The following is a 16,227-nucleotide window of genomic DNA, read 5'->3' as shown; positions in this document are numbered from 1 at the left end:
CGGCTATTTCTCTAAAACTAGCTGCCGGGTGGGCAACGTGGGTGAATCAACTCGGTGCCGAGTTTGCTCAGTTTCCCCGTGCGCTTTGAGCAAAGCCGCCATTTTTTTGCGCATAAGAATACCCGGTTTATCGGTAGCCATATGCTGCTCTTGCGACAAAGAGAGCGGTACGTCGTAATCTGTGGTTTCTAGGATGCGCTTATCTTCTAACGTCACAGCGCGATCGAAGGCAATCACATCGCTGGCTTTAACATCAGCTTCGGTATCGTTGCGCAGGCAAAACTGTACCATTTGCGATGTGCAATCATCAATTGGCGTCATCGTATTCACAATGACATGGGCCAATCCATTGGGATAATCAATCCGCAGCATGACGGTGAAGGGCATAAACCAACGCATCATCATGGTGCGGACAGTTTGATCCTGCGCCATCTTGAGATTTTGCTTTTGCAGCTCAGGGTTGACAACTTTCAAGACACTGCGATAGTTGAGTCCCCACTCGGTTTCTTCTAACTCCATAGCGTCGGGAGTTGGGTAAGCCTCGCTGCCAAAAGTGGTCGGATGAACGTAGGCTGGATGAGCCATATCCATTTCGTTTTCCATCACCCGCAGACCCGCACAGTGCCAGGGTTCATAAAACTCGTGGATCAAACGAAAGGTGGGGTCATTAGCTTCTAAAATGCCAGGGATGTCTCTCAAGGGTTCATCGGCTAAGCAGACCCAAACATAGCCGTAGCGCTCAGCACAGTGATACGCTTCTACCCGGTAGCTAGGGGAAATCGAGTTGTCTTTGTGAATTTGGGGCACATGCACGCAGCGGCCTGTCGGGTCAAAAGACCAACCATGATACGGACAGCAGACATTGCCATCTTTGATTTTGCCCAAAGATAGTTGAGCCGAGCGGTGGCAGCAGCGATCGCGCAGTGCAGCCGGTTGACCTGATTGATCGCGCCACACAACGAGTTTTTCGCCTAGCAGTTCAAACGCAGTGGGTGTCTCTAGTAGCTGTTCTACAGGGACAACAGGATACCAAAAACGTCTCAAGACGGGTTGTTGAGTGACTAGCATATAACCTCGTGTGGGTGCGTTTTTGCCACTATAGTTGAGTTTGTTTGTGGTAACTGTATTAGCGGACTCATCCCCGTCGCGGTAAAATGTCTCGAACGCTAGAGGCTAGATAGGTGTCATTGTTTGTAACCTAATCATGACGTCTTCTGAGCCAAAAGCATGAATCGCCCCAACCTTACAATTTTCGTCTTGGGATTACTCTTAATCAGCGTGCTGGCTCCCTTTGCTGGCCTCGCGCCGCTGATGCTGCTACTGCTCCTGGCCGCTGCGGTTTGGTTCATTAGCGGTTTCTGGCAAACTTTAACCAACAAACCAGAAACTGATGTTGCAGATGAGCCTTAGACACTCAATCTAGCTTTGACAAAAGCAGTCCGCCCCTTTTGTTCAGCTGTCATTTTTACCCTTTGAAGAGATAGAAAAGGCTGACAGCGAAAAACTAAACACGAACTAATAGACAAAAGCAACAGAGTCTTTTGCTCATCTTTATTCTCCCTTGCGGCAGATTTCCAACCTTTTGATTGCGATACTCCACCTCTAATCGCCCTCTGATAAGGAACCGTGTTTTTTGGGTATTCCTTTAGAGAGCGTTGAAGTTTTAGTGAACTCACGCAGAGTTGATCAACTCCGCTGTGAATCCTCTGTTAGATTGCTTGCAAGCTAGGTGGTTGCAGCTTTCCACCCCCGGCTGCGTACTCCAACCTAGACCCCTATAGCGGCTGATCTAGGTTTGACAGGTTACTCAGCAGGTTAATGCTGTGACTTAGCAAGAATTAGCACTGATTTACACTGGTGTAGGTTTAGTCCCTAATGTTCCTCAACTTGTTAGCGTTATGAGAATTTTAGTCACGGGTGGTGCTGGTTTCATTGGCTCCCATCTGATTGATCGGCTGATGGAATCAGGTCATGAGGTTATTTGCCTCGATAATTTTTATACTGGGCACAAACATAATATTCTCCGCTGGTTTGGTAATCCAAGGTTTGAACTCATTCGTCACGATATTACTGAGCCTATTCGCCTAGAAGTTGATCAAATTTATCATCTGGCTTGTCCTGCTTCTCCAGTTCACTATCAGTACAATCCAGTTAAGACCATCAAAACCAACGTGATGGGAACGCTGAATATGCTGGGTTTGGCAAAGCGGGTTAAAGCTCGATTTTTGCTAGCGTCTACTTCAGAGGTATATGGCGATCCAGAGGTTCATCCTCAGCCAGAAGACTATCGGGGTAACGTTAACCCTATTGGAATTCGTAGCTGTTATGACGAAGGTAAGCGTGTGGCCGAAACGCTAGCTTTTGACTATCACCGCCAGAATGATGTGGATATTCGAGTTGCTAGAATTTTTAATACCTACGGCCCTCGTATGTTGGAAAACGATGGTCGGGTCGTCAGCAATTTTATTGTGCAAGCGCTGCAAGGCAAACCATTGACGGTTTATGGCCAGGGTTCTCAAACTCGTAGCTTTTGCTACGTGTCTGATTTGGTTGAGGGATTGATGCGCTTGATGAATGGTGATCACACGGGGCCTATTAATTTGGGTAATCCGGATGAGTACACGATTTTAGAGCTAGCAAAAACGATTCAAAGCATGGTTAATCCAGATGCTGAACTAAAATTTGAGCCGCTACCTCAAGATGATCCTCGCCGTCGTCAGCCGAACATTACCCGCGCCAAAACCTGGCTGAACTGGGAACCTACTGTGCCGCTACAGCAAGGCTTAGAGTTAACGATCCGTGACTTTAAAGAGCGTTTAACAGCAGAAAAGGCGATCGCGGCTACCCCTGTCTAAAACTCGCTAATTTAATCTAAACCTGTGAGGAACGCTAAATGATGCCTGCTTTTCTCGTAATGGCCCCGCCGGGAGTTTTGCCTCCTTAAAGCGAAAGCAGCCCGCAGTCATGCCTTCGCTACTGCGTTGATTGATGAAAGTTTTCTAGAAGCTATTAGCCCTGACATTTAAGAGGATTCAGCCCTATGCGTGTTTGTGTAATTGGAACTGGATACGTTGGCCTGGTAACGGGTGTGTGCCTTGCTCATGCGGGTCATGATGTCGTTTGTATTGACAACAACGAAGAAAAAGTCAAACTGATGAAATCTGGGCAATCGCCCATTTACGAACCCGGTTTGTCGGAGCTAATGAAGTCTTCGATGGAAACGGGCAAGCTTTGTTTTTCAACCGACCTCGCCGCCGGCGTTAGCCACGGTGAAATTCTCTTCATTGCAGTCGGCACCCCAGCTTTGCCCACAGGCGAAAGCGATACCCGTTATGTAGAAGCTGTCGCTCGCGGTATTGGTGAGCATCTCAATGGCGGCTACAAAGTTATCGTCAATAAATCTACGGTTCCCATTGGTTCTGGGGACTGGGTACGCATGATTGTGCTAGATGGTATTTCTGAGCGCAAGCAGGCTCTAGTAGGTGCAGGCGCGCCAGTTGCAGCGCCTCCGGTCATTGATGCAAATTTTGATGTTGTCAGCAATCCTGAATTTTTGCGCGAAGGGTCTGCGGTTTACGATACTTTCAACCCCGATCGCATCGTTTTGGGTAGCAATAGCGCCAAGGCGATCGCCTTGATGAAAGAGCTATATACCCCGATTGTAGAGCGGCAGTTTGCCGAAGACCCCTCTTTGCCAGCCGTACCCGTTGTGGTCACTGATCTCAGCTCGGCAGAGATGGTGAAGTATGCGTCCAACGCTTTCTTGGCGACTAAGATTAGCTTCATTAACGAAGTGGCCAATATCTGCGATCGCGTTGGGGCGGACGTGGTGCAAGTGGCTAAAGGCATTGGCTTAGATTCTCGAATTGGTAGCAAGTTCTTGCAGGCTGGTTTGGGGTGGGGTGGCTCTTGTTTTCCGAAAGACGTTTCTGCCTTAGTTCACACTGCCGAAGATTACGGCTATGAGGCCGAACTGCTCAACGCCACGATTCGGGTAAACCAGCGTCAGCGGTTGGTCACCCTAGAAAAGCTACAACAAGTTTTGAAAATCCTTAAGGGGAAAACAGTTGGCCTCTTGGGGCTGACGTTCAAGCCAGATACCGACGATATGCGAGATGCGCCTTCGCTCAAGTTGATTGAAGAACTCAATCGTCTTGGGGCTAAGGTCAAAGCGTATGACCCTATTATTTCTCAAAGCGGCATACGCGATGGTTTGACAGGGGTAATTGTTGAAACGGATCCTGAACTGCTAGCCGATGGCTGTGACGCGCTGGTTCTAGTTACCGACTGGAAGCAGTTCAAGAACCTCAACTATGTCAAAATGGCTGAGTCTATGCACTCTGCAATTTTGATTGATGGTCGCAACTTCCTCGATCAAGCCATTATTGAAGAAGCGGGATTCCGCTATCTCGGTATTGGTCGCTAGGTCTTTTATCTCGGTATAGGCCGCTAGGTACCTTCGGAAAATTGCCACAACAAAAGCCGGATTTCTAGTGAATTGACTGGAAATTCGGCTTTTTTAGCAAAAGTAGGCTGGCGTCAACTATCCTCGGCTACGCAAGAGCTGTTTAACCGTTTCGACCATTTCAGCCGGACGAAACGGTTTGGCAATATAGGCGTCAGCCCCCTGTTTCATGCCCCAGTAGCGATCGTGCTCTTCTCCTTTGGAAGAACAAATCACCACAGGTACATTTTCAGTTCCCGCGTTACTCTTCACCCAGCGGCACAATTCATAGCCATTCATGTTAGGCATAACAATGTCTAACACCACTAAATCGGGTGGACTGGCTTGAATTTTCTCTTTGGCTTCAACCCCATCTTTGGCTTCAATGACCGTCATACCAGCCTTGATCAGAAGACCCGAAATCATTTCTCTGAGGGTTGAGCTGTCATCCACAATCAAGACCGTACTCATAGCTCTCTGTTAAACTGCTACACTCTGCTCAGCTTACCCAGTCTATATTCCCTAGCTTTCTGAGGAAATGCAAGCGATCGCGCTCAGTCAATTCCTCAAGATAAACTGCAGGTCTGGGATTGCTTCTAATGTTAAACGCTAAGCTGACGACTCAGAGGCTTCTAGCAAACTCAGCACTGCCTTAGGCTGTAGTTTATCCTTAAACCAAACAATTTTGGCAGGGGTTTGACTGAGTTTAACGCCCGCTTTATCTAAATTGAGCCGTTCTGAAACCGCGAGAATGAGGTCACTGCGCCGGGATTGCTGCACCTGAGAGAATTTTTTGCGCAGGTATTCCGGTCGCCAGTATCCCGCGATCTCAAGTAGATAGGTGCGGCCATCGGGATGCACCAACCGAAAATCTGGAATCATGACGCTGCCAGGAATGGGAATAAGGTCTACTTCCCGCTCTAGCTGCCAAGGCGTTTTGAGGTTGTGCCAGCGATCGGCAAAGGCAGACTCAATCAGGCTGTCATAGGGTTGCCCCGGTGGATAATGGCTAACCAGGTCACAATTGGCATCGAGCGTAAACTGCTTTTGCCGGGTTGTGTTGCTGTAGGTATCGCGAATTTGCAGGGTTGCCGTTAAGCTCCAACGGGTGACATACAAAATTGCTGGAATGAGCTTAGCAATGTCAAGACCGTAGCGGGTGCTGGCTTTGAACAAGCTGGTGGGGCCATCAATGGCAATGGTAAAGCCATGATCGGCGTCGCCTTCAACATAGGTCATTAAGCGAAAGAGTTTGAGATAGCGAAACATCAATTTGTATTCGCCCGGATCGTTGCGGTGAACATTGAGCGTAATTTGACTGGCTCGATAAAAAACGCCCTGCACTTGCGAAAGGTTGTAACGATGAAGCAAAGCTTCTGGTGTGGGTGCTTCAAAGGTGACTAAAATGCGGTTTTCTTGCAAATCGGCATACAGCCCTTGGCGAATATGAGCAACCTCGATTTCTCGCTCAAGTTCTTGACTCAGGTGTTGGGCTAAGTGAAGAAGCGATCGCTCGGTTTGTTCTGGGCTGGGTACGGATTGAGCGGATAGGGCAAAAACGCGTTGCCGCAGTTCAATAGGCTCTAAGGGGCTGACAATATCAAAGGTGCTAAAGCCACTGCGTAGCAAATGCGCTAAGCCTCGCTTGATGCGGTAGTCGGTTTCTTCTCCCTCAACTGCTTGCAACTGCTGGTTAAGCTGAGCTTGCGGTTGCCCAACAGCCTGCTGAAAAAGGTCAATCAACGCTTGAGCCATTTCCAGATTTGCAGGCGTGAGGGCTAAGCGTTTGGGAATGAGGCTTTCACCGTTCAACCGATAAATTAATAAATCGCTGGTTAACGTTGCTTTATCCTCTCACGAGTTGGTGATGACACTGCTCGATATATACTTTAGCGACTGAGTCGGCAGGGTTGTCTTTTAGGCAAGCTTCAAATTTCAGCGCCGCTTCCCGATAAGAGTGCTGATAATACAAAATCAAAGCGGTTTCAAACTCGGTTTTGCTGGCTAGCTTGCGATCGCGCACAAGCGGTGGATCAGCGTCAAACACTTCGTAAACGCTAATAAACTGGCTTTTTCCTCTGGCTTGCACCCGATCGACGACGCGCATAGCGTACTGCCCCATATCTTGCAGTTGCAAGAATGTGTAGTGAGAAATCAGCAGCGAAACCTGGTAGTGACGAGTCATGCGTTCAATTCGCGCGGCTACATTCACGGTGTCGCTGATGACCGTACTGTCCATCCGATTTTTGCCGCCGACTGTACCTAGCATCAGTGGCCCTGTATTGATGCCAATACCAATTTGAATCGGAACGTAACCTTTGTGGATGCGCCTGTCGTTGTAAAGGGCTAGACGCTTGAGCATAGAAAGGCTAGCCCGAATGGCATCGTCTGCACCACCGCTAAAAAGCGCCATGATGGCATCGCCAATGTACTTATCAATAAAGCCATCATTTTCGGCGATCGCAGGTTCCATGCGCGACAGAAAAGCGTTGATGAAGCGGAAATTTTCTGCCGGCGTCATTTGTTCTGAAAGATGCGTAAAATCCAGAATGTCGGCAAACAAAACCGACATGGTTTGCTCTACTTGATCGCCCAAATGCACATCGACAATACTGTCTTTTTTGAGAAACTGCAAAAACTCCTGGGGAACAAAGCGACCATAAGCCAGATTAATTTTAGAAAGGCGCAGATGGGTGCCGATACGGGCAATTAGCTCATCCTTTGAAACTGGCTTAGACAAATAATCGTTAGCGCCAGCATTCAACCCTTCTACAATATCGGGTACCTGGTTTTTGGCCGTTAGCATCACAATAGGGAGTTCGTGGGCTGGAAAGGTCTGCCGTATCTGCCGACACACCTCATACCCCGTCATTTTGGGCATCATCACGTCGAGCAGCAACAAGTCTGGACGCAAACCCTTCTCAATCAGCTCAATCGCTTCTGGGCCATTGGCTGCTTGTAAGACGCCGTAGTGATGGAGTTGCAAGTGATTAGCGATTACCTGGCGGTTGATTAATTCGTCATCAACTACCAGAATCTTGAGCATTTCTGGATTGAGCGAGAGCCGCTGTGTTTCTTGTTCTAGGCGAGCTTCAAAAGAGGTCTCTTCTAGCGATAAATAATCGCTGGTAACGACTGGAATCACAATCTGTGGCTCTATCCGCAGTCCCCGGTTTGCCAGCGGAGCTTTGGTAGGGGGCTGATCGTAGAGCGATCGCGCGATCGGTAGGGTAAAAACAAACTGTGAACCCGCCCCTACCTGGGAGATCACCTGAATTGTGCCGCCGTGCAGTTCTACCAGTTGCTTGGTCACCGCCAACCCCAACCCTGTTCCTGAGTAGGTGCGTGCGGTTGAGCCATCTCCCTGTTCAAAAGGTTCAAAGATCCGCTGTATTTGATCGTCGGCAATGCCCACGCCTGTATCCGAGACGGTAATCGCCAGTTGTTCTGGCCGCTTAGAAAAATAGGAATGAGGGACGGCGGCCTCTGACCCGAAGCTAGATAAGCTGTAAGACTCGCTAACCACTACCTGAGCCGAAATCCCGACCATGCCGTTTTCAGTAAATTTGACGGCGTTATCTACCAAATTGTGCAGGATTTGCTGCAATCGATTTTCATCTGCTAGAACCATAGGCAAATGGGGCGAAACGGCGTTGATCAATTGCAGTTGCTTTTGATTGGCCACAGGTCGGTTAAGCGCCAGCACAATTTCAGAAATTTCTCTTAGGCCAATGGGTTTGAGCTGGAGTTCAAGGGTTTGGTGACGCATTTTAGAAAAGTCTAAAATGTCGTTTACCAGCGTCGCTAGCCGCCGTCCGCTGGTAACAATCATTGCCAGATTGGCGCGTGTTAACGGCAGCAGAGGCCCTGTTGCCCCGTCAATTAAGGATTCGGCTATACCAATAATGCCGTTGAGCGGTGTGCGTAGCTCATGGGAAGTATTGGCTAGAAATTCGTCTTTGATTTGGTCGAGGCGTTGCAGTTCGGCGTTTTTGGCTTCTAAGCTGCCAAAAGAGTGCTTGAGCTGAGCTGCCATCTGTTCGAAGGAAATGGCTAGTTCAGCGAGTTCTTCAAAGCGCCCTTCTGGTAAAGGCTGATCCCAGTTGCCAACGGCCAACTGCTTAGCGGCTGTGTTAAGCCGGAGAATCGGTCGCACCACCCAGCGCGAGGTCATTCCTGCAACCAGGCTAGCAACTAACAAAGAGATCAGACTGAGTTCAAGCGTTTTGCGATTGCTAGCGGCAATCTGAGTCATGAAGTCAGCCTCGGGAACAACGGTAACAATTAGCCAATCGAGGCGGCTACCCTCTTGAAAGGGCACTACTCTGACAAGCTGGCGTTTGTTGGCTAGTAAGAAGCTAAACTCTTGAATCTCGGTAATTTGATTGAGACTGCCAAAGTTTTTGAGCAGGGCTAGCGCTGTAGTTTGAATCAAAGGTGACTGGCTAGCGGTAGCCTGCAGGCGTTGTTGCTGTTCCTGCGTGTTAACAAAGGGGGGTTCTTGGGTAGAACTGGCAACAATTTCACCCGTTCGCTCAACAATGAAAGCCTGTCCGTTTTCGCTGATGCGCAAGTCCCGCAAAAACTCGCTGATTTGCTCTAGGGTAATGTCAACCGCGAGTACGCCTTGAAGCTGGTCGCGATCGCTGTAGACAGGTGCTGCTGGGGTTATGCCCAACAGGGCGTAGTCTTGCGAGGCAAAGCGATAGATCGGACTCCAGGTACGCTGGCCAGCGCTGACTGCCGCCTGATACCAGGGGCGTAAACGCGGATCATAGGCTTGTGTGCCTGTGAGTTCTAGAGGCTGCCCGTTGGCATCAAGGCGATAGGTTTTGCGCTGCGGCACTGAGGCGACATCGATGTACCACAAGAGTTGTTCGCCGTCTTCACGGCGCTGTACGCCAACAAACTCACCCGTTTCGCTACCAAAATAGAGGGCACTTAAGTAATCGGCAGCTTGTAGCTGATGCCAAAAGTGACGTTCTAGAGCCTCTAAATCTTGAGTAGAGAGATCACCGCTGGCGATCGCGCTGAGACTTTGTTCTAAAGACCAGGTCGGCTGAACTAAATAAGCTTCCACATGGTCTTCAATTCGGGCACTAATTTCTTGACTTAATTGAGTGGCTAGAGACTGAACGGCTCTTTGACCGTTGCGAAAAGAAATCCAGGATGTCAGGCCGACAACTGCTGTTATTTGAACCACAAACGAAACTACCAGCACGTTGCGTAGTGGTAACTTACCAGAAGCTTGGGTGAGCGAACGCTTGAGGGAAAAATGAGCCATAGGGCAATGAGGCTGTCAGGATGACGCGGTTGAGCCGCGTTGAGGCTGCCAAGGAGATAAAAGGTTAACTATCACGGTCACTGATCCTTGTTGTGAAAGTTGCCGTTGCGTTACCAATGGTGATGAAATGCTAACCCTGTAAACCCACTGCACTGTCTTCCCTCAAGGGATAGCCGCTTTGATGCAAAAGTTTGTTAAAACCCTAACTGAGGCGTTCTACCTATTTTAATTATCTGTAGTTTTCCGCTTAAACCGAATTTTGTAACTAAACTCCAGCCACATGGCGTAATAGGCAAGTGGAATTCAAGGCTTTTATACTGATTAACAGGGTGAGTTTACCTGCTCTCAATGTTGGCTTCATCTTAATTAAATTGAACCTTGATCCAATCTGAAACACTTGATTTGCTTGAATGGCCTCGTCTCTGTCAACAGCTTGCCACCTTTGCGGCAACTAAGCTAGGCGCGATCGCCGCTCGACATCTAACGTTACCGAAGCGTCAGGCTGAAAGTGAATCTTTGTTAACCCAAACTCAGCAAGTGGATTGGCTAGAGAGCGAAACCACAGGGTTGAGCTTTAGCGGCATTGAAGATATTGGTGCGGCTCTGGATCGAGTCGAAAAGCAAGGCGTTTTATCGGGTAAAGAGTTGTTGGCGATCGCGACAACGCTAAACGGTGCCCGGCAGCTACGACGCACTATTGACAGCTACGAAACGGAGGTGCCAGCGCTGAGCGAATTGGTTGTTGATTTGCGGACTTCTCCAGAGCTAGAGCAGGCAATTCACCATGCAATTGATGATTTAGGCGAGGTGAGCGATCGCGCTAGCCCCAAGCTAGGCGGCATTCGCAGCCAGCTCAAGCAAGGTCGCGATCAGATCTACCAAAAACTACAGCGGATTTTGCAGCGGCAGGCAGGCGCTGTGCAAGAACAGCTCATTACGCAGCGCAGCGATCGCTTTGTGATTCCAGTCAAAGCTCCGCAAAAAGATGCCATTCCAGGGATTGTGCATGATGCTTCTACCAGCGGAGCCACGCTTTATATTGAGCCGCAAAGCGTCATCGAAATGGGCAACCGTTTGCGGCAATTGCAACGACAAGAAAAAACGGAAGAAGACAGGATTCTGCGGCAGCTTTCGGCGCAAGTCGCTGAAGCGTTGCCTGATTTAGAACATTTGTTGGCGATCGTCACCACCCTGGATCTTGCTACTGCGCGTGCCCGTTATTCTCGCTGGTTGGAGGCCAATCCTCCCCGCTTTGTTACCGCCGATGACGTCACAACGCTCCGTCAATTACGCCATCCGCTTTTGGTCTGGCAAGCGCAACACGAAGACGGCCCTGCGGTCATTCCTACTAACGTCGTGATTCAGCCGCAAATTCGAGTGGTGGCGATTACTGGGCCAAACACGGGCGGTAAAACCGTTACCTTGAAGACGCTGGGCTTAGCAGCTCTGATGGCTAAAGCGGGACTTTTCATTCCGGCGCGTGAGCCAGTTGAAATGCCCTGGTTTGATCAGGTATTGGCAGATATTGGTGACGAGCAATCAATTGAGCAAAGTCTTTCAACCTTTTCCGGCCACATTCGGCGCATTAGCCGCATTTTGACTGCTCTGCAGCCCGTTGCAATGGCTGACTCTCCGGTGATAGAGGCACCCTCCCCATCTGCCCCGGTTGAGCCAACACCGCCAGATCCCACAGCGGTAGACAAGCCCGTATGGCCGCTAGCGCCTTCCCTCACCAATGCCCTTGTTCTTTTAGACGAGGTGGGCGCTGGTACCGATCCTTCGGAGGGGAGTGCCTTAGCGATCGCCTTATTGCGGCACCTTGCTGATCATGCTCGTCTCACCGTTGCCACAACTCATTTTGGTGAGCTAAAAGCGCTGAAATACGAAGATGAGCGTTTTGAAAATGCTTCTGTCGAGTTTGACGAGGTTACCCTATCGCCAACTTATCGCTTGCTTTGGGGGATTCCTGGGCGATCGAATGCGCTGAGTATTGCCCGTCGTTTGGGGTTAGATGAAGCGGTGGTTGCTGAAGCTGAAAACTATGTAGGGCTTGGCGGTCAGGAAGATGTCAACCAGGTGATTGCTGGCCTTGAAGCCCAGCGTCGTCGCCAGGAAAATAGCGCTGAAGAGACAGCAAAGCTACTCGCCCAAGCGGAAAAGCTACACGCAGAAGTGGCGAACAAAGCCCAACAGCTACAAACCAGAGAGCAAGAACTCAAACGACAGCAAGAACAAGCCGTTCAGTCAGCGATCGCAGAAGCTAAAGCCGAAATTGCTAAAGTCATCCGACGGTTACAGCAAGGAGAACCTAAAGCCCAAGCGGCTCAACAGGCTACCGCCGCAATTGATCAAATTGCCCATCAGCAGCTACCGCCGCCATCGCCGCCGCGCCAACCTGGCTTTAGACCGAAAACTGGCGATCGAGTTCGGATTCCCAGCCTGGGACAAACCGCAGATGTGCTGACTGAACCGGATGAAGACAACAAGCTAACGGTGCGCTTTGGCTTGATGAAAATGACGGTTGCTTTGTCAGACATTGAATCTTTAGCAGGCGAGAAGGCTGATATTCCAGTCAAACCTGCGGCTCCCCTACCTACGGTTCCTGCGGCTAAAGCGCCGGCTGTGCGTACCGCTCGTAATACTTTTGACCTGCGCGGCCAACGCGTTAGTGAAGCTGAGGTGACTTTAGAAGCGGCGATCGCCAAAGCCAATGGCCCTATCTGGATCATTCACGGTCACGGAACTGGCAAACTTAAGCAAGGCGTCCATGAATTTCTCAAACGCCACCCACAGGTCGAACGATGGGAACCAGCCGCCCAAGCTGATGGCGGTACGGGCGTTACTGTGGCCTACGTGTAGGGTAGCTTAGGTTTGCAGAAATCAAAGCTGAGAGCAATAAGAACCTAACTCCCAAGTGACGCTTGTCACTTGGGAGAGTTGTGATTTTTGCTACGCTATAGCATCTCAATGGCATCTAAACGCTGAAAATGCGCTTTAAGCTATGAAAATTAGTACGCCGCAACTGAACCGACGACTCAAATTTAATCGGTTACTGGCTACTCTAACCCAGCGCATTCGTCAATCTTTAGATGTAGAAACAATTTTACAAACGACTGTCAGTGAGGTGCGCCAGTTTCTTCAGGCAGATCGGGTTCTCATTAATAGTCTGTTGCCAGATGGACGGCAGCAGGTACGGGTAGAGTCTGTTGCGTCTCCGTGGCCTTCGATGCAAGGTGTCGTACTGCCGGACTTTCAGCCTTTGGGGCAGCAGTTTGATATCAGCCAGGAGTTTGTGGTGGCTGACAGCGATCTGAACAAGGCCAAAATTTTTCCAGCCTTTAGAACAGTGTTGCAGCAGTACGGGGTGCAGGCTCGTCTCTTAGTCCCCATTGACTATGAAGGGCGGCTGTGGGGCGTTTTAGTTGCCCACCAGTGCAGTGCCCCTCGGTTTTGGAAAACGTTAGAAGTGGGGCTATTGCGGCGGTTAGCCTCTCAGGTTGCGATCGCTATTCATCAGGGTGAACTTTATCAGCAAGCACAAGCTGAAATTAGGCAACGTCAGCTAATTGAGGCCACGCTGTTAGAAAGTCAGGCGCAGTATGCCAGCTTGGCAGAAATTTCTCCTGTTGGTATTTTCCGAACCGATGCGGCAGGTTGCTGTTTGTATGTAAATGAACGCTGGTGTCAGATTGCTGGCTTATCCTTATCGGAAGCTTTAGGAGAAGGCTGGGCTAAAGGGCTTCACCCTGCTGATCGGGCACCTGTTTATGCCGCGTGGTCACAGGCAGCCCAGTCTCATCAACCTTTTCAATTAGAATATCGTTTCAAAAACTCTGAAGGGAAAGTTACCTGGGTTTATGGACAAGCCATTGCAGAGCGCAATTTAGCAGGCCAAATTACAGGCTATGTCGGCACCATTACTGACATCACTGCCCAAAAAGAAACCGCAACCCAGCTACAACAGGCTTTACAGCGGCTGCACTTTCATTTTGAAAACTCGCCTTTAGCCGTGATCGAATGGGATCACAACTTCTGTGTCCAGCAATGGTCAAAAACGGCTGAAATTGTTTTTGGTTGGACGCTTGATGAGGTTATTGGCAAAAGCCTGAATGATTGGCAGTTTGTTTACGCAGCTGATGTCGATAGGGTTGGCCAAAAAGCAAGAGAGTTACTCAGTCGGCAAACGCCTCACAATATTGTTTATAACCGCAACTACACCAAAGCTGGCGGCGTTGTTGATTGCGAATGGTACAATTCGGCGCTGTTTAACGAAGCGGGAGAACTCATTTCAATTTTGTCGCTGGCGCAAAATGTGACGGATCGCAAGCGAACGGAAGCCGCCTTAGTTGAGCAAGAAGCGGAAACTCGAGCGATTCTTTCTACGATTCCCGATTTGATGCTGATATTGCATCGAGATGGCTTTTATACCAAACAAGTCCGCCAAAATCCAGCTATTAATTTGCTAGGGGTTGACTGTGAAATCGTGGGTAAACCGCTGGCGACTTTTTTACCGCCTGAAATTGCGGCACGGCATTTGGCTGCCTGTCGCCGCGCTTTAGAGACAGGCGAAATTCAGCAATATGAGCAGCAAGTCTATATTGGCGATCGCCTGCAGTATGAAGAAGTGCAGATGGTGCCCTATACCCCAGAGACGGTGCTGCAAATTGTGCGCGATATCAGCGATCGCAAACGAGCCGAGCAAGCTCTGTTTGAAGAAAAAGAACTGGCTCAAATTACGCTACAGTCTATTGGCGATGCCGTTATTACGACCAATGCTCAGGGGCAGGTCGTTTACTTCAACCCCATTGCCGAACAACTGACGGGCTGGAGTGAAGCCGAGGCAAAAGGACGGCCTTTGCTAGAAGTTTTTCAGATTATTAACGAAATTACCTTAGAACCCGCGCCTAATCCAATTGAGCAGGTATTGAGAGAAGGCTGTGTTTTGGCATTGGCTAATCATACGGCGCTGATTCATCGTGATGGCACGCGCTATAGCATTGAAGACTCAGCCGCTCCTATTCGCAACCGAGAAGGAGAGGTCGTGGGTTCGGTGTTGGTCTTTCGCGATGTCACTCAGGCTCGTAAGCTTGCTCGGCAAGTGTCTTGGCAAGCCAATCACGATGCGCTGACGGGCTTGGTAAATCGGTGTTATTTTGAGCAAAAGCTAACTCAAGCAATTGAAAGTGCCCATCAAGAAAATCAGCATCATGTTCTCTGCTACCTAGACCTGGATCAGTTTAAGGTGGTTAACGATACCTGCGGCCATATAGCAGGGGACGAATTGCTGCGCCAGCTTGCTCGGTTACTCAGAAGTGGTATTCGCACCATCGATACCTTAGCTCGCTTAGGCGGTGATGAATTTGGTATTTTGCTCTATCAGTGCCCTTTAGACCGGGCGATCGCGATCGCTGAAGAATTACGGCAGGCTGTCCATACCTTTCGTTTTGTGTGGGAGCAAAAATCTTTTGGTGTGGGCGTTAGCATGGGTTTGGTTGTTATTGATGCTGAAAGCCTTAATTTAGTCAGCGTCATGAGTGCTGCAGACGCGGCTTGTTATGCGGCTAAAGATGCGGGTCGCAACCGGGTACAGGTTTACCAAACCGATGACGTGACGCTTACCCATCAGCGCCAAGAGCGGCAATGGAGTGTGAGAATTCGCCAAGCTTTAGAAGATCACCAGTTGCGCCTTTACCACCAACCAATTATTTCGGCTGCGGCGGAAACGAACAAAGCCCATACTGAGATTTTGTTGCGCATGGTTGATGCGGAAGGGCGGCTGATTCGACCTGCGGCGTTTGTTTCGGCGGCTGAACGCTATGATCTAATGCCTGAAGTCGATCGCTGGGTCATTCGAACTTGCTTTGCTGAGCTACAACGTCATCAAACCCAATCACCGTCGAGTTTGCCCTACGATCTCCATGCGCTCAATCTGTCTGGAGCCAGTCTCAACGACAAGTATTTTCTCGATTTTCTGAGAGAGCAATTCAACCATTACAAAATTTCACCCAGCAGCATCTGTTTTGAAATTACGGAAACTGCCGCGATTTGTGATCTCAAGAAAGCAACTCACTTTATGCAAGAGCTGAAATCGCTCGGCTGCTGGTTTGCTTTAGATGACTTTGGCAGCGGCATGTCCTCGTTTGCCTACTTAAAAACGCTGCCTGTAAATTTTTTGAAAATTGATGGCCGCTTTATTCAAGACATTGACTCGGATCCAACGGCCTATGCCATTGTGGAGTCTATTAATCATGTTGGGCATGTAATGGGTCTACAGACCGTGGCTGAATTTGTCGAAACTGAGGTGGCGATGCAGCATTTGCGGCAAATTGGGGTGGACTATCTACAGGGCTATGGCATTGCTGAACCGCAACCCTGGCCTAACCAGATATAGCTAAAGGCAGCTAAAGGCAGAGGGCTGAAGGCAAAGAGCAGAATGAAAGCTTTTCTGTCATCGACTTTTAGCCATTTAAATATTTCAGCTTTAGTGTCTACCGCTATG

8 protein-coding genes and 1 pseudogene are annotated in these 16,227 nt (G+C 49.4%); 5 read left to right on the top strand and 4 right to left on the bottom strand.

Features of this window, described 5'->3' with window-relative positions; genetic code table 11:
* Window positions 1–3: 3 nt before the first annotated feature.
* Window positions 4–1,068: an aromatic ring-hydroxylating dioxygenase subunit alpha gene (locus ACTS3T_RS20905; protein ID WP_462935585.1), complete on the bottom strand. Its 1,065-nt coding sequence runs from the start codon at window positions 1,066–1,068 to the stop codon at window positions 4–6.
* A 159-nt stretch (window positions 1,069–1,227) separates the two neighbouring features.
* Between ACTS3T_RS20905 and ACTS3T_RS20900 the strand changes: the two genes are divergently transcribed.
* The 3 genes from ACTS3T_RS20900 to ACTS3T_RS20890 all read left to right on the top strand — a co-directional run bounded on the left by ACTS3T_RS20900 (window position 1,228) and on the right by ACTS3T_RS20890 (window position 4,426).
* A complete protein-coding gene (locus ACTS3T_RS20900) occupies window positions 1,228–1,410 on the top strand; it encodes a hypothetical protein (RefSeq protein ID WP_462935584.1) in 183 nt (60 codons plus the stop codon).
* A gap of 488 nt (window positions 1,411–1,898) precedes the next feature.
* Window positions 1,899–2,855: a UDP-glucuronic acid decarboxylase family protein gene (locus ACTS3T_RS20895; RefSeq protein WP_462935583.1), complete on the top strand. Its 957-nt coding sequence runs from the start codon at window positions 1,899–1,901 to the stop codon at window positions 2,853–2,855.
* 185 nt (window positions 2,856–3,040) lie between these two features.
* A complete protein-coding gene (locus tag ACTS3T_RS20890) occupies window positions 3,041–4,426 on the top strand; it encodes a UDP-glucose dehydrogenase family protein (protein WP_462935582.1) in 1,386 nt (461 codons plus the stop codon).
* Between the two features lie 117 nt (window positions 4,427–4,543).
* On the opposite strand, the gene ACTS3T_RS20885 is transcribed toward ACTS3T_RS20890, so the two are convergent.
* The 3 genes and pseudogenes from ACTS3T_RS20885 to ACTS3T_RS20875 all read right to left on the bottom strand — a co-directional run bounded on the left by ACTS3T_RS20885 (window position 4,544) and on the right by ACTS3T_RS20875 (window position 9,728).
* Window positions 4,544–4,915, bottom strand: coding sequence for a response regulator transcription factor (locus ACTS3T_RS20885; RefSeq protein ID WP_462935581.1), 372 nt, complete (start codon window positions 4,913–4,915; stop codon window positions 4,544–4,546).
* Between the two features lie 138 nt (window positions 4,916–5,053).
* A pseudogene (locus tag ACTS3T_RS20880) lies at window positions 5,054–6,283 on the bottom strand (DUF790 family protein); the annotation flags it as partial.
* Between the two features lie 7 nt (window positions 6,284–6,290).
* Window positions 6,291–9,728, bottom strand: coding sequence for a response regulator (locus ACTS3T_RS20875; RefSeq protein ID WP_462935580.1), 3,438 nt, complete (start codon window positions 9,726–9,728; stop codon window positions 6,291–6,293).
* A 378-nt stretch (window positions 9,729–10,106) separates the two neighbouring features.
* Here ACTS3T_RS20875 and ACTS3T_RS20870 point away from each other — a divergent pair, with 378 nt between their 5' ends.
* Together ACTS3T_RS20870 and ACTS3T_RS20865 are read left to right on the top strand one after the other, a co-directional pair.
* The gene (locus ACTS3T_RS20870; RefSeq protein ID WP_462935579.1) at window positions 10,107–12,587 is read left to right on the top strand and encodes an endonuclease MutS2; all 2,481 of its coding nucleotides are present in this window, start codon (window positions 10,107–10,109) and stop codon (window positions 12,585–12,587) included.
* Window positions 12,588–12,729: 142 nt separating this feature from the next.
* On the top strand, window positions 12,730–16,119 hold the full coding sequence (locus ACTS3T_RS20865) for an EAL domain-containing protein (protein WP_462935578.1): 3,390 nt from the start codon (window positions 12,730–12,732) through the stop codon (window positions 16,117–16,119).
* Window positions 16,120–16,227 lie beyond the last annotated feature (108 nt).

Source organism: Almyronema sp., from assembly GCF_052168255.1.
GTDB classification, from domain to species: domain Bacteria; phylum Cyanobacteriota; class Cyanobacteriia; order Phormidesmidales; family Phormidesmidaceae; genus Sphaerothrix; species Sphaerothrix epifaneia.
Note: the sequence above shows the minus strand (reverse complement) of the source record. Positions and strands in the feature narration are given on the sequence as shown.